The organism is Pseudomonas germanica (assembly GCF_019614655.1).
GTDB classification, from domain to species: Bacteria; Pseudomonadota; Gammaproteobacteria; order Pseudomonadales; family Pseudomonadaceae; genus Aquipseudomonas; species Aquipseudomonas neuropathica.
The window spans coordinates 1,223,614-1,242,638 of the sequence record NZ_CP071586.1 but is presented as its reverse complement, the minus strand read 5'-3'; the positions used below and the strand labels follow the sequence as shown (position 1 = coordinate 1,242,638).

The following is a 19,025-nucleotide window of genomic DNA, read 5'->3' as shown; positions in this document are numbered from 1 at the left end:
GTATAGGACGCGTCGCCTTTTCCTACGAGATTTGAGGCATTTACGCATTTACTGCCAGAACCGCGGCCCCTACCGTCGGGTACTGACCAGTGTCTGCGTGGGCCACCGGTTTGCCGTACGTACTGGATTGAGCTCGATGCAACCAAAACGTCTCTGGATGAGGTGACGGTGCATTGAACAACACTAAAAAAAGAGGGAGCGTCATGCGCCATACCTTGATCTATTCCGCATTGCTGGGTGCCGGCCTGTTGGCCGCCTCGTCCGCCAGTTTCGCCGCCAGCAAAAGTCTGGTGTTCTGCTCTGAAGGCAGCCCGGCGGGCTTTGACACTGCGCAGTACACGACAGCGACCGATAACGACGCCGCAGAACCGATCTACAACCGTCTGGTCGAGTTCGAAAAAGGCGCGACCAATGTCGTTCCGGGCCTGGCAACCACGTGGGACATTTCCGAGGACGGCCTCAAGTACACCTTTCACCTGCGTGAAGGTGTGAAATTTCATACAACGCCGTACTTCAAGCCAACCCGCGATTTCAACGCCGACGACGTGCTGTTCACGTTTAATCGCATGCTCGATGCCCAGCAACCTTTCCGTAAGGCGTACCCCACCGAATTCCCGTATTTCAACGGGATGAGCCTGAACAAGAACATCGCCAAGGTCGAGAAGACAGGGCCGCTGACCGTGGAGTTCACGCTCAACAGCGTCGACGCCGCGTTCATCCAGAACATCGCCATGAGCTTCGCCGCCATCCTGTCCGCCGAATACGCCGACAAGCTGCTGGCCGAAGGCAAGCCAAGCGACATCAACCAGAAACCGATCGGCACCGGGCCGTTCGTGTTCAAGAGTTATCAGAAAGACTCGAACATTCGTTACACCGGTAATAAACATTACTGGGATCCGAGCCGGGTCAAACTCGACAACCTGATCTTCGCGATCAACACCGACGCCTCGGTGCGCGTGCAGAAGCTCAAGGCTGGCGAATGCCAGATCACCTTGCATCCGCGCCCAGCCGATGTTGAAGCGTTGAAGGCCGACCCGAAACTGCAACTGATTTCCAAGCCGGGTTTCAACCTCGGCTACATCGCCTACAACGTTCGCCACAAGCCATTCGACCAGCTCGAAGTGCGCCAGGCGCTGGACATGGCGGTGAATAAACAAGGGATTCTCAACGCTGTTTATCAAGGCGCCGGCCAACTGGCCGTCAACGCCATGCCGCCGACTCAATGGTCCTACGACGACAGCATCAAGGACGCCGCCTACAACCCGGAAAAAGCCAAAGAGCTGCTCAAGGCTGCCGGCGTCAAGGAAGGCACCGAGATCACCCTGTGGGCGATGCCGGTGCAGCGCCCGTACAACCCGAACGCCAAACTGATGGCCGAAATGCTCCAGGCGGACTGGGCCAAGATCGGTCTGAAAGTGAAGATCGTCAGCTATGAATGGGGCGAGTACATCAAACGCACCAAGAACGGCGAGCACGACGTCAGCCTGATCGGCTGGACCGGTGACAACGGGGATCCGGACAACTGGCTCGGCACGCTGTACAGCTGCGATGCCATCGGCGGCAACAACTACTCCATGTGGTGCGATCCGGCTTACGACAAGCTGATCAAAGAGGCCAAGGTCGTCACCGACCGCGACCAACGCACCGTGCTCTACAAACAGGCTCAGCAATTGCTTAAACAGCAAGTGCCGATCACGCCTGTCGCCCACTCGACGGTCAACCAACCGTTAAGCGCCAGGATCGAAGGCTTCAAAGTCAGCCCGTTCGGTCGCAACGTGTTCTCGGGTGTCGGTATCGATTAAACCAAATGATTAGCCGCAATGCTGGGGGGCGCTGTCTAGCCCCTCACGCAAGCGCTTTGCCGAAATTCGCCAATCCGGCTTTTGGCAAACGTTTGCGATGTGTGAACGAGTTCTAAACCAATAACCGGCATACCAAAAAAAAGCCGGCATAAAAAGAAAGTAAAGGAGCTTCACCCATGAAACTGAGCAGCACCGCGATACTGGCCCTGGCCATTAGCAGCATCACCGCCACGGCGTACGCAGAACCTGCAAGTCAGGAGTTCGTCCCTACCACATTGGCCGGCAGTAGCGCCCAAAGCGAGGCCAAAGGCTTTATCGATGGACAAAGCCTGGGCGGCACAACCCGTAACTGGTACGCCAATGAACTGCGTCGTCGTGACGACAGCTTCAGCTACGTGAAAAACAGCGACAAATACACCTCGCCAACGGTAAGAACAAAGACCCCGCGTCGTATCAACTGGGTTCAGGGCACCATCGTCAACTACACCTCGGGCTTCACCCAAGGCACCGTTGGCGTGAGCACCGAAGTTGCCGCTTACAACGCCATCGTTCTCGACCGTGACCGCAAGGATATTGCTGGCGGCTCCAACCGCACCCTCGCCCATTCCGACGGTGATGCGGTCGACCAGTGGAGCAAACTGGGTCTGGCCAACGTCAAGTTCCGCGTGTCCAACACCACGTTGACCGCAGGTCGCCAGAACTTCAGCACGCCGATTGTCGATGTTATCGGCAACCGTCCGCTGCCTTCGAGCTTTGAAGGGATCAGTCTGCATAGCGAAGAGTTGAACAACCTGTCGTTCGACCTCGCCGGTTTCGACCGCGTCTCGCCACGTACCGAGCAGAGCCTGTCGAAATTCCGTTCCGAATACGGCGCCAACGGCGAAGAAACCGACAAGGTCTACACCGCGGGCGTGAACTATCAGCCGCTCAAAAGCCTGAAAACCAGCCTGTACGTCGCCAACGTCGAAGACTTCTGGAACCAGTACTACTTCGGCGGAACCCACGAATTGGGTGACAGCCAGGTATTGAGCCTGACCACCGGCCTGAACTACTACAAGACCGTCGACGAAGGCAAAAAGTTGATGGGCAACATCGACAACGATACCTACTCGCTGTCCTTGGGACTGACCCACCAGGCCCACAGCCTGACCTTCTCGTATCAGCAAGTGAACGGTAACGAGTACTTCGACTACCTGCACGAAACCAACGGCATCTACCTGGCCAACTCCCTGCTGTCGGACTTCAACGGCCCGAACGAGAAATCCTTCCAGATCGCGTACGGCATCAACATGGCCGAGTATGGCGTGCCAGGTCTGAAGTTCAACATCTACCAGGCTCGCGGCTGGGGCATCGACGGTACTCACTACCGTGGCACCGCTTACACCATTCCAGATGACAAGCGCGGCGATCTGAGTCTGATGGACGGCGAATCCCACTACGAATACGGCATCGGTGCTTCCTACGCCGTGCAGAGCGGTCCGCTCAAAGCCACCGCGATTCGCGCGACGTACACCACGCACCGCGCCAGCGAGCATCAGGCTGACGGCAACATCAACGAGTTCCGTCTCGTGACCACGATTCCATTCAACATCCTGTAAAAACGCCAGCCGACGGCTGACTCATGATGAGTCGGCCGTTCGGCTTTTTGTCTTCAACCGATTGCAGAGGGTTATCGATGAAAATGCTTCCCCTACGTGCGGCCATCGCGGCTGCGTTGCTGAGTGTCGCTGTCGGCGTCTCGGCCAAACCCTTGGTGGTCTGCACCGAAGCCAGTCCGGAAGGCTTCGATATGGTCCAGTACACAACTGCAGTCACGGCGGACGCTGTGGCCGAAACCATCTTCAACCGCCTGGCCGACTTCAAGCCCGGCACCACTGAAGTGATCCCGGCTCTCGCCGAGTCCTGGGACATCAGCGAAGACGGCCTGACCTACACGTTCCACCTGCGCAAAGGCGTCAAGTTTCACACCACCGAATATTTCAAGCCGACCCGCGACATGAACGCCGACGACGTGGTCTGGAGCTTCCAGCGTCAGCTGGACCCGAATCACCCATGGCACAAACTGTCGAGCGTGGGCTTCCCGTACTTTGAAAGCATGGGTTTCAAGGAACTGCTGAAAAACGTCGAAAAAGTCGACGACAACACCGTCAAGTTCACCCTGACCCGCCGCGAAGCGCCGTTCCTGGCCGACATCGCGATGGCGTTCTCCTCGATCTACCCGGCCGAATACGCCGACCAATTGCTCAAGGCCAACAAGACAGGTGACTTGAACAACAAGCCGATCGGCACCGGCCCGTTCATCTTCCAGCGTTATGCAAAAGACGCGCAGGTGCGTTTCAAGGCCAACCCAGATTACTTCCGTGGCAAGGCGCCGGCTGATGCGCTGATCCTGGCGATCGCCACTGACAACAACGTGCGCCTGCAGAAGCTCAAGGCCAACGAGTGCCAGATCGCCCTGTATCCGAAACCGGATGACATCCCGAGCATCAAGAAAGACAGCAACCTGAAAGTCGATGAACTCGACGCGATGACCGTCTCGTACATCGCCATGAACACCCAGCACAAGTACATGAGTGACGTACGCGTGCGTAAGGCGATCGATATCGCCTTCGACAAAGAAGCCTATGTCAACGCGCTGTTCGGCAAAGGCAATGCGTCGGTCGCGGTCAACCCGTACCCGCCGACCCTGCTCGGCTACAACCACGACCTGAAGAACCCGCCACGTGACCTCGACGCCGCCCGCAAGCTGCTCAAGGAAGCCGGGGTTCCGGAAGGCACCGTGTTTACCCTGTTTACCCGCAACGGCGGCGGCCCGACCAACCCCAACCCGATGCTCGGCGCGCAAATGATGCAGGCTGACCTGGCGAAAGTCGGGATCAAGATCGACATTCGCGTGATGGAATGGGGCGAAATGCTCAAACGCGCCAAGGCCGGCGAACACGATATGGTCTCGGCCGGATGGGCGGGCGACAACGGCGACCCGGATAACTTCCTGACGCCTATGCTCAGTTGCGAAGCGGCAAAAAATGGCGAGAACTATGCTCGCTGGTGCAACGAGAAATTCCAGGCACTGCTGGATGAAGCACGGGCTAAAGTAGATCCGGCCGAACGCGCAAAGCTCTACGAACAGGCGCAAGTGCTGTTTAATCAGGATCAGCCATGGATCAGCATGGCCCACACCAGGATGTTTACTGCAATGCGTAACAACGTAGAGGGCTATCACATCAGCCCTCTCACCACTAATAACTTCGCCACCACCCAGGTGAAGTAGATAAGAAACTCCCGGCGTCCCTGACCCCAGGGATGCCGGGCACGCCTAACCGGCTGATGAGGTACCACACACGATGTTTAGTTTTATTGCCCGCCGACTGGGGTTGTTGATCCCCACGTTTTTCGGCATCACCTTGCTGACTTTCGCGTTGATTCGCATGATTCCGGGCGACCCCGTGGAAGTGATGATGGGCGAACGTCGGGTCGACCCCGAAATGCACGCTCAGGCAATGGAACGCCTAGGTCTGAACAAGCCGCTGTATGCCCAGTATCTGGACTACATCGGCAAACTGGCTCACGGCGATCTCGGCGAATCCCTGCGCACGCGTGAAAGCGTATGGACCGAGTTCACCTCCCTCTTCCCGGCGACCCTGGAACTGTCCATGGCCGCCCTGCTGTTCGCCGGCATTCTGGGCCTTCTGGCCGGGGTGATCGCGGCACTCAAGCGAGGATCATTGTTCGACCACGGGGTGATGGGCATCTCCCTCGCGGGTTATTCGATGCCGATCTTCTGGTGGGGCCTGATCCTGATCATGTTCTTCTCGGTGAGCCTGGGCTGGACCCCGGTTTCCGGGCGGATCGACCTGCTCTACGACATCGAGCCGCGCACCGGCTTCATGCTGATCGACACGCTGCTGGCCGATGACGTCGGGGCGTTCTTCGACGCGCTGCATCACCTGATCCTGCCGGCCATCGTCCTCGGTACCATCCCGCTGGCAGTGATCGCGCGGATGACCCGTTCGTCGATGCTCGAAGTGCTGCGCGAAGACTACATCCGCACCGCCAGGGCCAAAGGCCTGTCGCCGTCGCGCGTGGTGTTCGTCCACGGTCTGCGTAACGCACTGATTCCGGTACTCACCGTGGTCGGCCTGCAAGTCGGCACTCTGCTCGCTGGTGCGGTTCTGACCGAAACGATTTTCTCCTGGCCCGGCATCGGTAAATGGCTGATCGAAGCCATCGGCGCCCGGGACTACCCGGTTGTGCAAAACGGCATCCTGTTAATCGCCTGCCTGGTGATTCTGGTCAACTTCGTAGTGGACATCCTCTACGGCTTTGCCAACCCACGCATCCGTCATCAGCGCTGAGGTCAATAACCATGAGCACTCCAACATCCTCAGTAGCGACTTCCGCCACCAGCGCGGATCAAAGCCTGCTGTACCCGTCACCATACAAAGAATTCTGGCAAGCCTTCTCCAAGAACAAGGGCGCAGTTGCCGGCCTGCTGTTCATGCTGTTGATCATCTTCTGCGCGCTGTTCGCGCCGTGGGTTGCGCCGCATAACCCGAGCGAGCAATACCGTGATTTCCTGCTGACGCCGCCGGCGTGGCTGGAAGGCGGTCAGATGCAATTCCTGCTCGGCACCGATGAACTGGGTCGTGACCTGCTGTCGCGTCTGATCCAGGGCTCGCGCCTGTCGCTGCTGATCGGTTTGTCGTCGGTGGTGATGTCGCTGATTCCAGGGATCCTCCTCGGTCTGTTCGCCGGTTTCTTCCCGAAGATGATTGGCCCGACCATCATGCGTCTGATGGACATCATGCTGGCCCTGCCGTCGCTGCTGCTGGCGGTGGCGATTGTTGCCATCCTCGGCCCTGGCCTGATCAACACCGTGATCGCTATCGCTGTGGTTTCGCTGCCGTCCTATGTGCGTCTGACCCGTGCGGCCGTGATGGGCGAACTGAACCGCGACTACGTGACCGCCGCGCGCCTGGCCGGTGCCGGTCTGCCACGTCTGATGTTCATCACCGTGTTGCCGAACTGCATGGCGCCGCTGATCGTGCAGGCGACCCTGAGCTTCTCGTCGGCGATTCTCGATGCCGCAGCGTTGGGCTTCCTCGGCCTTGGCGTACAACCGCCAACCCCTGAGTGGGGCACCATGCTGGCCTCGGCCCGTGACTACATCGAACGCGCCTGGTGGGTGGTGAGCCTGCCTGGTTTGACCATTTTGCTCAGCGTGCTGGCAATCAACTTGATGGGCGACGGTCTGCGCGATGCGCTGGACCCGAAACTCAAGAACGCCGCCTGAGGAGATTCCCATGTCACTGCTAGAAATCAAGAATCTCAACGTTCGCTTCGGCGACAAGACCGCGACCCCGGTGGTCGACGGCCTCGACCTGAAAGTCGACAAAGGCGAAGTACTGGCCATCGTTGGCGAGTCGGGTTCGGGTAAATCCGTGACCATGATGGCGCTGATGGGCCTGATTGAGCATCCCGGCATCGTCACCGCCGACTCGCTCAGCTTTGACGGCAAAGACATGCTCAAGCTGAGCAATCGTCAGCGTCGGCAAATCGTCGGCAAAGACCTGTCGATGGTCTTTCAGGACCCGATGACCGCACTGAACCCGAGCTACACCGTCGGTTTCCAGATCGAAGAAGTGCTGCGTCTGCACCTGAAAATGTCCGGCAAGCAAGCGCGCAAACGTGCGATCGAACTGCTGGAAAAAGTCGAAATCCCGGGCGCCGCCAGCCGTATGGACGCCTACCCGCATCAACTGTCCGGCGGTATGAGCCAGCGCGTTGCGATCGCCATGGCGATTGCCGGCGAACCGAAACTGCTGATCGCCGACGAACCGACCACTGCTCTGGACGTAACGATTCAGGCGCAGATCATGGATCTGCTATTGGCGTTGCAGAAAGAACAGAACATGGGCCTGGTGCTGATCACCCACGACCTCGCGGTCGTGGCAGAAACCGCCCAGCGCGTCTGCGTGATGTACGCAGGGCAAGCCGTTGAAGTCGGTCAGGTGCCGCAACTGTTCGACATCCCGGCGCACCCGTACAGCGAAGCGCTGCTCAAGGCGATTCCCGAGCACAGCCTCGGCGCCTCACGCCTGTCGACCCTGCCGGGTATCGTTCCGGGCCGCTACGATCGTCCACAGGGTTGCCTGCTGTCGCCGCGCTGCCCGTACGTGCAGGACAGCTGCCGCGCGCAGCGTCCAGGCCTTGATCCGAAAAGCCACAGCCTCGCCCGCTGCTTCTTCCCGCTGAACCAGGAGGTGGCGTAATGGCCGTCGTACTTACCGCCCGCGACCTGACCCGTCACTACGAAGTCTCCCGTGGCCTGTTCAAGGGCCATGCGACCGTGCGCGCACTGAACGGCGTGTCGTTCGAACTGGAAGCCGGCAAGACCCTCGCTGTTGTAGGCGAATCGGGCTGCGGCAAATCCACCCTCGCCCGTGCGTTGACGCTGATTGAAGATCCGTCGTCCGGATCCTTGAAAATCGCCGGCCAGGAAGTCGCCGGCGCCGACAAGGCCCAGCGCAAGCAACTGCGCAAAGACGTGCAGATGGTCTTCCAAAGCCCGTACGCCTCGTTGAACCCACGGCAGAAAGTCGGTGACCAGCTCGGCGAGCCGCTGCTGATCAACACCAACCTTTCCGCCGCCGAACGTCGCGAAAAAGTCCAGGCGATGATGAAGCAGGTCGGCTTGCGCCCTGAGCACTATCAGCGCTATCCGCACATGTTCTCCGGCGGTCAGCGTCAGCGTATCGCCCTGGCTCGCGCCATGATGCTGCAACCGAAAGTGCTGGTGGCGGATGAGCCGACCTCGGCACTGGACGTGTCGATTCAGGCACAGGTGCTCAACCTGTTCATGGATCTGCAGCAGGAGTTCAACACCGCTTACGTGTTCATCTCGCACAACCTTGCGGTGGTGCAGCATGTGGCCGATGACGTGATGGTGATGTACCTCGGTCGCCCGGTAGAACTGGGGCCGAAGAACGACATCTACGAGCGTCCGTTGCACCCATATACCCAGGCGCTGCTGTCGGCGACCCCGACCATTCACCCGGATCCGAACAAGCCGAAAATCAAGATCGTCGGCGAACTGCCTAACCCGCTGAACCCGCCACCGGGCTGCGCTTTCCACAAGCGCTGCCCGTACGCGACCGAGCGTTGCAGCACTGAAGAGCCAGCCTTGCGCCAGCTCGACAGCCGGCAGGTGGCTTGCCACTACGCCGAGCAGTTCCTTGATGGCGCGGCGTAAAAACCGCACTGAAACAATGTGGGAGCGAGCCTGCTCGCGAAAGCGGTGTGTCAGTCACCATTAATGTTGACTGAGAGGACGCCTTCGCGAGCAGGCTCGCTCCCACAAGGGGATGTGAGTTGTTCCTGAGTTAACCAAACCCCTTCCATCTCGATTGCGCATCAGTCGAGGCAGAAGGGGTTTTCTTTTGTCTGCGATTTACGATTGGCTATCGCCTTCGTCGTCATCAGTGTCCGGATCATCGGTGGTCGAGTCGTCGTCATCGGCGCTGCCGCCCTGCCCCTGATCGCCCGGCTCGGACTCAGACTTGGCGAGCATCAAGCCGCTGTGCCCGACCTGTCCGTTGAACGCCTGAGAATCGTGATCCTCGCACTCGGCCCAGGCCGTCGCGGTGCCGAGGGACAGCATGACCATCACTTTCAACAGCAATAAAACCCGTAGCAACCTGCTTTTCATAGCTGACTCCATCCATTTTCAGGTGAGACATTCGTGCCTGACTGGCGCTGTGTAAAATCTAGTTCCGATCCATCGGGTTCACCAGATAGGACGCTATCGAGCGCGCAGAAATGCCCTCGACAGACAGATTGCTTTCGAATAATGCCAATAGCGGGATCAGCTAAGCGACCGGGCGCACGCGCGTGGCCTGCCAAGTCAGCGGGATGGAAATCAACACCATCAGCGCACTCGCCAGCCACACACTGTGGCCGCCGAAATGACCGTACAACTGGCCACTGAGTACCGGTGACAACAGCGCACTGGCGCTCCAGCTCATAAAGAACAGGCCGAAGTACTGACCGCTTTTACCGCCTTGGGCAAAACGCATGGCCAGCACATTCAGCGGCGGCATGAAAAAGGCCTCGCCCAAGGTCCAGATCAGCGTCGACAAGCAGACGTAAAACAGCCCGGAACCGAACGGCAGCATGCCCAACCCGCACGCCAGCAACACACTGCCGAGCAGCATTTGCCGGCGCATCCCCCAACGTTCGCCCCAGTGCGACAGCGGAATCTGCAGCGCGATCACCAGCAACGCATTGAGCCCGAACTGCCAGCCGATCGCCTGGGTGCTCAACTGGTAGTAATCACGCAAATAATTGCCCAGCGTGCTGTAGACCGTATCAAACGCGATGCCAAGCACGGCCGTCGCCGCCAGCAACCACAGGAACGGTTTGTCGCGATACGGCACCCCGGAGCCTGCGTCATCCGTGGACTTTTCGTCATTGATCAGCACCGGTCGTTGCCACGTGGTACGAACAAACCAGAGCAGCGCCAACAACGTCATCGCCGCACTGCCGAAAAACACCCAGCGAAAATCGGTCTGCGCCAACACCCCGCCCGCCACACCGGCGGCGGCCATTCCAAGGTTGCGCGCAACCCGACTCAACGCCTGCGCACGCGAGCGCTGCGTCACCTCGCAATACTCCATGATCAGCCGCTGATGCAGGGTGCGGATGGCCCCATCGATCATCCCACTAAGCAACAGTAATGCAGCGAGCAAAGGCACCTGCGTCACCAGCCCCAGCAGGATCAGCACCCACACCGAAACAAAGAACAGCGCCGCCGTCAGCCGCGCCGTACGCACATGATCACTGAGCCAGCCACCGAGCATCGATCCCACCAACAAACCCGCGCCGTACGCCGACAGCAACCAGCCAACCGTCTCGATCGCCAGCCCCAGTTCCTGACGCAGGTACAACGCCATGAACAGCTTGACCATGCTGCTCAAGCGATTGATGAACAACAGCGCTGCGAGCACCCAGGCCATCACGCCGAAATAACCGTTCAGCCGTAGCAGGTGAGTCAGTCGACTCGTCATTCCATTGACCTCTCAAAGCGACTTGCGTGGAGCTGGAACACTAACGGTCAGCAGGCGGGTTGTCGCGTTCGAGAACATCGAGATCACAAAAAACCGAGTCGTCCTACAGCCATTGCGCGCGTTAAAACCGTGCCGAAGATCAAAAGCCCCTCACCCTAACCCTCTCCCGGAGGGAGAGGGAACTGATCGCGGTGCTTGGGAGAGCAACGCCGACATGACATACCGAGCCGAACTGAGATTCTGAAACAGATCAAAAGCCCCTCACCCTTCCCCTCTCCCGAAGGGAGAGGGGACTGACCGCAGTGATTACGAGAGCAACGCCGACGTGCAATACCGAGTCAAATTCAGATTCTGTAACAGATCAAAAGCCCCTCACCCTCGGGAGAGGGCTGGGGTGAGGGGTAGCCACAACACAAATCAACAGCCGAACACCGCTTGGCTCTTCACCACTCAACAGGATGAGCGTTAGCTCGGCTGCAGCTCTTGATCTGTAGGGCGACGTCGGAAGGCTGAGTGGAGGGATTGATCCGGGCGTGGGAGCGCAGCGACCGTTTGGCGCAGCCAAACACAGCGGGAGTAGGTGCAGCGAAGCAAACCGGAGACGCTGCGCCCGGATCGATCCCGCAGCGAAGGAACCCCGAGCCCCAGCGAGCGGGCCGCACGTAGGAGCAAGCGTTTTTTTGCTTACTTTTTTTAGGCGTTTGTAAAAAAAGTGAGTCGCCGTAAGGGCGAAACCGTAATCAGCAACACCCGCAGAAACGGATATACCCCCAAAACCAACCAAACAAAAAAAGCCCCCTAGGCATACACCTAGGGGCTTTCGAACAAACCAGCTCAGTGCTTAGTGATGCTCACGCGTCGCCCGGAATTTCACATCCGGCCAACGCTCTTCCATCAACGCCAGATTAACCCGCGTCGGCGCCAGGTAAGTCAGGTGACCACCGCCATCGACCGCCAGGTTCTCCACAGCCTTGTTGGAAAACTCCTCAAGCTTCTTCTTGTCAGCGCATTCAATCCAGCGCGCGGAGTACACAGTAATCGGCTCATACGAGCACTCAACCTTGTATTCCTCCTTCAAACGGCTGGCGACCACATCAAACTGCAGCACACCCACGGCGCCAAGAATGATGTCGTTGCTACGCTCCGGGAAAAACACCTGCGTCGCGCCCTCTTCAGCCAGTTGCTGCAGCCCCTGACGCAACTGCTTGGACTTCAGCGGATCACGCAGACGCACACGACGGAACAGCTCCGGCGCAAAGTGCGGAATACCGGTGAAACCGAGGGTTTCACCTTCACTGAAGGTATCGCCAATCTGGATCGTGCCGTGGTTGTGCAGACCGATGATGTCGCCGGCAAAGGCTTCTTCAAGCTGCTCACGCTCGGAGGAGAAGAACGTCAGGGCGTCGCCGATGCGCACGTCCTTGCCGGTACGCACGTGGCGCATCTTCATGCCTTTCTCGTACTTGCCGGAGCAGATGCGCATGAAGGCGATACGGTCGCGGTGTTTCGGGTCCATGTTCGCCTGGATCTTGAAGATGAAGCCCGAGAACTTCTCTTCCACCGGCTCAACGGTACGCTCGTTAGCGACACGGGCCAGCGGACGCGGCGCCCAATCAACAACGGCGTCAAGTACGTGGTCAACACCGAAGTTGCCCAGTGCCGTACCGAAGAACACCGGGGTCAGTTGACCGTCGAGGAACTCCTGCTGGTTGAATTCGTGGCAGGCGCCTTGAACCAGTTCCAGCTGTTCGATGAAGCGGTCGTACTCGTCGCCCAGATGCGCGCGGGCTTCGTCGGAGTCGAGCTTCTCGATGATCTTGGTTTCGGTGCGTTCGTGACCGTGACCGGCGGTGTAGACAATGATGTAGTCGTCAGCCAGGTGGTACACGCCCTTGAAGTCGCGGTAGCAACCGATCGGCCAGGTGATCGGCGCCGCTTTGATCTTCAGAACGGCTTCGATTTCGTCGAGCAGTTCGATCGGGTCGCGGATGTCACGGTCGAGTTTGTTGATGAAGCTGACGATCGGCGTGTCACGCAGACGGCAGACGTCCATCAGCGCAATCGTCCGTGGCTCAACACCTTTACCGCCGTCGAGGACCATCAATGCCGAGTCCACCGCTGTCAGGGTGCGGTAGGTGTCTTCGGAGAAGTCTTCGTGGCCCGGGGTGTCGAGCAGGTTGATCATGTGTTCGCGATACGGGAACTGCATGACCGACGTGGTAATGGAAATACCCCGTTGCTTCTCCATCTCCATCCAGTCGGATGTCGCATGGCGATCGGATTTACGGGATTTCACCGTACCGGCCACTGCAATCGCCTTGCCCATCAACAGGAGCTTTTCGGTGATCGTGGTTTTACCGGCATCGGGGTGGGAAATAATGGCGAAAGTGCGGCGTTTCGCGACTTCGGCGGCCTGGTTGGTCATGGGAAATCGCCTGGCGGTGATTCAAAAAAGGGCCGCGATTATAGCCCAACTCGATGCAATAACCGAACCGTTGAGCACATTAAGGGTGGCCAAATGCTGCCGCAGATGGGAACCTTTTAAAGCCCGGAGACGTCCATCCCCTGTTACGAATTTTCGTCAGGGGCTGAAAAATCAGCAAGTTAGCCTGACGAGGCTGCGCTCATGGCTCGCTTTCAGACCGCTTTATCGGCTTTGAAAAACGGCTACTTTTCGCGAACGACACTCCCGGCAGCCATGTATGGCATGCCACACGGGACTGCGCTCGCCGACTACAAAAAAAGGAGTCCGCCTGTGGCTATCCGCTATGGCAAAGGGCTGATGGGAGGTGCGGTGGTGATCGCGCTCCTGGCCCTGCTGGTCCACTGGATCGGCATCAACACGATCGAACACTACCGCGACGATTTGTTGTTTTACCTGCAAGCTCATCTGATTCTCGTCCTCGCTTCAATGCTGGCCGCCCTTGTCGTGGGCATCCCCGCCGGCATCTTCCTCAGTCGCCCGACCATGGTCGGCCGTGCTGAACGCTTCATGCAAATCTTCAATATCGGCAACACCGTGCCACCGCTGGCCGTGCTTGCGATTGCCCTGGGCGTCCTCGGCATCGGCAGTGGCCCGGCGATCTTCGCGTTGTTCCTCGCTTCCTTGTTGCCGATTGTGCGCAACACCTACGAAGGCCTGAAAAATGTGCAGGGTTCGCTGAAAGAAGCGGCCGTCGGCATCGGCATGACCCCGCGCCAGGTGCTGTGGAAAGTCGAATTGCCCAACGCCGTGCCGATCATCGTCGGTGGTGTGCGCGTGGCGTTGGCGATCAACGTCGGCACCGCGCCGCTGGCGTTCCTGATCGGCGCCAACAGCCTCGGCAGCCTGATCTTCCCTGGCATCGCCCTGAACAATCAGCCGCAACTGCTGCTCGGCGCCGCGTGCACCGCGCTGCTGGCCTTGCTGCTCGATGGCGTCGTCACCCTCGCCAGCCGCCTCTGGCTGGAACGCGGTTTGCGCCCTTCTTAAGGCTTTTGCGAAGGAATGAATATGAAACGACTTAGTTTGATCTTAGGTTGCATCCTGCTGTTCGCAGGTGTCGCGCAAGCCGCCGACAAACCAGTGATCCGCCTCGGCGCCCGAGTCTTCACTGAGCAAACCCTGCTCGCCGAAATCACCGCGCAATACCTGCGCAGCAAAGGTTACGACGCGCAGATTACCGGCGGTCTGGGCAGCAACCTCGCCCGCAGCGCCCACGAAAGCGGACAACTGGACATGCTCTGGGAATACACCGGCGTGTCGCTGGTGGCCTACAACCATGTCACTGAAAAACTCGACAGCGCCCAGTCCTACGCCCGGGTGAAAGAACTCGACGCGAAAAAAGGCCTGGTCTGGCTGACGCCGTCGAAATTCAGCAATACCTACGCTCTCGCCTTGCCGAAGAAAGTCGCCGAGGAATATCCGCAGATCAACAACATCAGCCAGTTGAACGAAGTGCTGCGCGCCGAGGCCAAGACCAATCATCTGGTGGCGCTGGACACCGAGTTTGCCAACCGCTCCGACGGTCTGATCGGCATGGTCGATCTCTACGGCATGAACCTGACCCGCAAGAACATTCGTCAGATGGACGCGGGGCTGGTTTACACCGCGCTGCGCAACGGTCAGGTGTTTGCCGGTCTGGTCTACACCACCGACGGTCGCCTCAACGCCTTCGGCCTGAAACTGCTGGAAGACGACAAGCATTACTTCCCCGACTACACCGCCGCACCGGTGGTGCGTCAGGCTTACCTCGACGCGCACCCGCAACTGGCCGAGCAACTCAAGCCATTGGCCGAACTGTTCGATGACGAAACCATGCGCCAGCTCAACGCGCGGGTCGACGTCGATCACGAAAGCCCATCGAAAGTTGCCGCCGATTTTCTGCGCCAGCACCCACTTAATTAAGGAGGAAAAGTCATGGAATTTCTGAACGCCTTTTCCCACCTCGACTGGCAGCAGGTGATGCACCTGACCTGGCAGCACATCACCCTGGTCGGCATCGCCGTGACCCTGGCGATTGTCGTTGGCGTGCCACTGGGCATCCTGATGACCCGCTTTCCGACCCTTGCCGGGCCGTTGCAGGCCAGCGCCACGGTGCTGCTGACCGTGCCGTCGATTGCCCTGTTCGGTTTGCTGCTGCCGTTCTACTCCAAGTTCGGCCAGGGCCTCGGGCCGATGCCGGCGATCACCGCCGTATTCCTTTATTCACTGCTGCCGATCATGCGCAACACCTACCTCGCCCTCACTGGCGTGGAACCGGGCATCCGTGAAGCAGCACGCGGCATCGGCATGACCTTCGGCCAGCGCCTGCGCATGGTCGAACTTCCGATCGCAGTGCCAGTGATCCTCGCTGGTGTGCGCACCGCCGTGGTGATGAACATCGGCGTGATGACCATCGCCGCGACCATCGGCGCCGGCGGCCTCGGTGTGTTGATCCTCGCCTCCATCAGCCGCAGTGACATGTCGATGCTGATCGTCGGCGCGCTGCTGGTCAGTCTTCTGGCCATTTTCGCTGACCTGTTTCTCCAATGGCTGCAACGCTCGTTGACTCCAAAAGGACTGCTCAAATGATCGAACTTCAAAACCTCAGCAAAACTTTCCAAAGCAACGGCAAAGACGTCAAAGCCGTGGACTCGGTAAGCCTGACCGTCAATGAAGGCGAAATCTGTGTGTTCCTCGGGCCATCGGGTTGCGGCAAAAGCACCACGCTGAAGATGATCAACCGCCTGATCAAACCGACTTCGGGCAAGATCCTCATCAACGGTGAAGACACCACCGATCTCGACGAAGTGACCCTGCGTCGCAACATCGGTTACGTGATCCAGCAGATCGGCCTGTTCCCGAACATGACCATCGAAGAGAACATCGTGGTCGTGCCGAAACTGCTCGGCTGGGACAAACAGAGATGCCATGACCGCGCCCGCGAGTTGATGAGCATGATCAAGCTGGAGCCCAAGCAATATCTGCATCGTTATCCGCGTGAACTGTCCGGTGGTCAGCAACAACGCATCGGTGTGATCCGCGCACTGGCTGCTGATGCGCCCCTGTTGTTGATGGATGAACCGTTCGGCGCGGTCGACCCGATCAACCGCGAAATGATCCAGAACGAATTCTTCGAGATGCAGCGCGCGCTGAACAAGACCGTGATCATGGTCAGCCACGACATCGATGAAGCGATCAAACTCGGTGACAAGATCGCCATCTTCCGCGCCGGCAAACTGCTGCAGATCGATCACCCGGACACGCTGCTCGCGCACCCGGCAGACGACTTTGTCAGCAGCTTTGTTGGCCAGGACAGCACGCTCAAGCGCCTGCTGTTGGTGAAAGCCGAAGATGCGGCGGACAACGCGCCGTCGGTGAGCCCGGAGACGCCGGTGGCCGACGCTCTGGAGTTGATGGACGAGCATGACCGTCGCTACGTGGTGGTCACCTGTGCCGAGAACAAGGCGCTGGGTTATGTGCGTCGTCGCGATCTGCACCGCCAGACCGGCACGTGCGCGCAGTTCCTGCGTGAGTTCAACGCCACGGCGGCGTACGACGAGCATTTGCGCATCCTGCTGTCGCGGATGTACGAGTTCAACCGTTCGTGGCTGCCGGTGATGGATGCCGAGCGGGTGTTCCTCGGGGAAGTGACTCAGGAGTCGATTGCCGCTTATCTGAGTTCGGGTCGTTCGCGCGGGATGAAGACCAGCATAGTCTCGCCGGCTGAGGCCGTAGTCGCATAAAACACGAAACCTGTGGGAGCGAGCCTGCTCGCGAAAGCGCAATATCAGTCAACAATGATGTTGGCTGTGAAAATGCCTTCGCGAGCAGGCTCGCTCCCACAGGATCTGCGTGATTTTTTCTTCATTCGCCTAGCGGAAAAGAATCTCAACACCTGCGGATCGAACAGCATGTATGAGACAACCCGCGAAACAGCCAAAATCCCCCTCACCCTCTCCCCTCGCGGCCAACGTCGCCGATATTGCCGCCATCACACTTACCCACGACTTCGCCGACAAAAGCCGCGAACGTGCAGGTATTTTTAACACTCGAAAATTCCCGGGGAACATCTGCCCGTCATCTCGGTCGGCTACAAAGAGTGCTGAACGCGACGCACGTCAGAAGCGTGCAAAAACGCGACATTTTTAGTTGATCTCACGCCCCTCACGCCCTAAAGTTCGCGCCGAACGTCCATGCTGGAAACGATCCATCCGGCTCAAGTACTGACGACGAGACAGCAAGGCCAAGGGCAACGCCCCATGGCCTTTTTGCTTTCGGCGACATGCCTTGGGAAGTAGGCGAACCAAAGTGGGGATACGGAGGACGTTCATTTGCACCCATTGATTAACGACGTTTGCCACTAGGAGTCCCAAGTATGTCGATCCAGGTCGAAGACTATTTCGCGCGCGCTACATTCGACAAAATGAAGGCGTTCGCCGACAAACAGGAAACCCCGTTCGTGGTGATCGACACCGCGATGATCGCCCAGGCCTACGATGACCTGCGCGCCGGTTTCGAATTCGCCAAGGTCTACTACGCGGTCAAAGCCAACCCGGCCGTCGAGATCATCGACCTGCTCAAAGAAAAAGGTTCGAGCTTCGACATCGCCTCGATCTACGAGTTGGACAAAGTGATGGATCGCGGCGTCAGCGCCGACCGTATCAGCTACGGCAACACCATCAAGAAATCCAAGGACATCCGTTACTTCTACGAGAAGGGCGTGCGTCTGTTCTCCACCGACTCCGAAGCCGACCTGCGCAACATCGCCAAGGCTGCCCCGGGTTCGAAAGTCTATGTGCGCATCCTCACCGAAGGCTCGACCACGGCTGACTGGCCACTGTCGCGCAAATTCGGCTGCCAGACCGACATGGCCATGGACCTGCTGATCCTCGCTCGCGACCTCGGCCTGGTGCCTTACGGCATCTCCTTCCACGTCGGTTCGCAACAGCGCGACATCAGCGTCTGGGATGCGGCGATCGCTAAGGTCAAAGTAATCTTCGAGCGCCTGAAAGAAGAAGACGGCATCCACCTGAAGCTGATCAACATGGGCGGTGGCTTCCCGGCCAACTACATCACCCGCACCAACAGCCTGGAAACCTACGCCGAAGAAATCATTCGCTTCCTGAAAGAAGACTTCGGTGATGACCTGCCGGAAATCATTCTCGAGCCGGGCCGTTCGTTGATTGCCAACGCCGGTATTCTGGTCAGCGAAGTGGTACTGGTTGCACGCAAGTCGCGCACCGCCGTCGAGCGTTGGGTGTATACCGATGTGGGCAAGTTCTCCGGCCTGATCGAAACCATGGACGAAGCGATCAAGTTCCCGATCTGGACCGAGAAAAAAGGCGAGATGGAAGAAGTCGTCATCGCTGGCCCGACCTGTGACAGCGCCGACATCATGTACGAGAACTACAAGTACGGCCTGCCGCTGAACCTGGCGATCGGTGATCGTCTGTACTGGCTGTCGACCGGTGCGTACACCACCAGTTACAGCGCGGTTGAGTTCAATGGCTTCCCGCCGTTGAAGTCGTTTTACGTGTAAGAGCAGCTGCGAGTTTCAAGCTGCTAGCTGCAAGTGAAAAGCCCATGACGTGTCATGGGCTTTTTTGTGTCTGGCTTCAAAATTTGTGGTGTGCTTTCGATCTATCCCCCTCACCCCAGCCCTCTCCCCCAAGGGGGCGAGGGGGAAAGGGAGCA

Annotated in this window: 15 protein-coding genes; 12 read left to right on the top strand and 3 right to left on the bottom strand. The window is 58.7% G+C overall.

Going from position 1 to position 19,025, the window contains the following annotated elements; all coding sequences use genetic code 11:
* The first annotated feature begins 203 nt into the window (after positions 1–203).
* The 7 genes from J0G10_RS05320 to J0G10_RS05290 all read left to right on the top strand — a co-directional run bounded on the left by J0G10_RS05320 (position 204) and on the right by J0G10_RS05290 (position 9,054).
* The gene (locus J0G10_RS05320; protein WP_095049736.1) at positions 204–1,802 is read left to right on the top strand and encodes an ABC transporter substrate-binding protein; all 1,599 of its coding nucleotides are present in this window, start codon (positions 204–206) and stop codon (positions 1,800–1,802) included.
* 176 nt (positions 1,803–1,978) lie between these two features.
* Positions 1,979–3,400 carry an OprD family porin gene (locus tag J0G10_RS05315; protein WP_093435862.1) on the top strand — a complete coding sequence of 474 codons (1,422 nt, stop codon included), beginning with the start codon at positions 1,979–1,981 and terminating at the stop codon, positions 3,398–3,400.
* A 77-nt stretch (positions 3,401–3,477) separates the two neighbouring features.
* Complete coding sequence (locus tag J0G10_RS05310) at positions 3,478–5,073, top strand: ABC transporter substrate-binding protein (RefSeq protein WP_095049735.1); 1,596 nt, start codon at positions 3,478–3,480, stop codon at positions 5,071–5,073.
* A gap of 73 nt (positions 5,074–5,146) precedes the next feature.
* Positions 5,147–6,157, top strand: a complete 1,011-nt coding sequence (locus J0G10_RS05305) for an ABC transporter permease subunit (protein WP_075947650.1) — start codon at positions 5,147–5,149, stop codon at positions 6,155–6,157.
* A gap of 11 nt (positions 6,158–6,168) precedes the next feature.
* Positions 6,169–7,095 carry an ABC transporter permease subunit gene (locus J0G10_RS05300; protein WP_095049734.1) on the top strand — a complete coding sequence of 309 codons (927 nt, stop codon included), beginning with the start codon at positions 6,169–6,171 and terminating at the stop codon, positions 7,093–7,095.
* Positions 7,096–7,105: 10 nt separating this feature from the next.
* On the top strand, positions 7,106–8,074 hold the full coding sequence (locus J0G10_RS05295; protein WP_095125386.1) for an ABC transporter ATP-binding protein: 969 nt from the start codon (positions 7,106–7,108) through the stop codon (positions 8,072–8,074).
* Positions 8,074–9,054 (top strand): peptide ABC transporter ATP-binding protein, encoded by a 981-nt coding sequence (locus J0G10_RS05290; RefSeq protein WP_007917625.1) that lies wholly within the window; start codon positions 8,074–8,076, stop codon positions 9,052–9,054. The genes J0G10_RS05295 and J0G10_RS05290 overlap by 1 nt, the downstream gene beginning before the upstream one ends.
* Positions 9,055–9,252: 198 nt before the next feature.
* Here the strand turns inward: J0G10_RS05290 and J0G10_RS05285 are convergent, their stop codons facing one another.
* The 3 genes from J0G10_RS05285 to J0G10_RS05275 form a co-directional block, all read right to left on the bottom strand.
* Positions 9,253–9,510 carry a hypothetical protein gene (locus J0G10_RS05285; RefSeq protein ID WP_095049732.1) on the bottom strand — a complete coding sequence of 86 codons (258 nt, stop codon included), beginning with the start codon at positions 9,508–9,510 and terminating at the stop codon, positions 9,253–9,255.
* Between the two features lie 160 nt (positions 9,511–9,670).
* Positions 9,671–10,867, bottom strand: a complete 1,197-nt coding sequence (locus tag J0G10_RS05280) for an MFS transporter (protein ID WP_220557784.1) — start codon at positions 10,865–10,867, stop codon at positions 9,671–9,673.
* 841 nt (positions 10,868–11,708) lie between these two features.
* On the bottom strand, positions 11,709–13,292 hold the full coding sequence (locus tag J0G10_RS05275) for a peptide chain release factor 3 (RefSeq protein WP_064387905.1): 1,584 nt from the start codon (positions 13,290–13,292) through the stop codon (positions 11,709–11,711).
* 357 nt (positions 13,293–13,649) lie between these two features.
* Between J0G10_RS05275 and J0G10_RS05270 the strand changes: the two genes are divergently transcribed.
* From J0G10_RS05270 to J0G10_RS05250, 5 genes are all read left to right on the top strand, one after another.
* Positions 13,650–14,339, top strand: a complete 690-nt coding sequence (locus J0G10_RS05270) for an ABC transporter permease (RefSeq protein ID WP_169844036.1) — start codon at positions 13,650–13,652, stop codon at positions 14,337–14,339.
* A 21-nt stretch (positions 14,340–14,360) separates the two neighbouring features.
* Positions 14,361–15,254, top strand: coding sequence for a glycine betaine ABC transporter substrate-binding protein (locus J0G10_RS05265; RefSeq protein WP_220557782.1), 894 nt, complete (start codon positions 14,361–14,363; stop codon positions 15,252–15,254).
* Between the two features lie 12 nt (positions 15,255–15,266).
* A complete protein-coding gene (locus J0G10_RS05260; RefSeq protein WP_007915307.1) occupies positions 15,267–15,920 on the top strand; it encodes an ABC transporter permease in 654 nt (217 codons plus the stop codon).
* Positions 15,917–17,074 (top strand): osmoprotectant ABC transporter ATP-binding protein OsmV, encoded by a 1,158-nt coding sequence (locus J0G10_RS05255; RefSeq protein ID WP_095125383.1) that lies wholly within the window; start codon positions 15,917–15,919, stop codon positions 17,072–17,074. The genes J0G10_RS05260 and J0G10_RS05255 overlap by 4 nt, the downstream gene beginning before the upstream one ends.
* A 632-nt stretch (positions 17,075–17,706) precedes the next feature.
* Positions 17,707–18,870, top strand: a complete 1,164-nt coding sequence (locus J0G10_RS05250) for a type III PLP-dependent enzyme (RefSeq protein WP_034154440.1) — start codon at positions 17,707–17,709, stop codon at positions 18,868–18,870.
* Positions 18,871–19,025 lie beyond the last annotated feature (155 nt).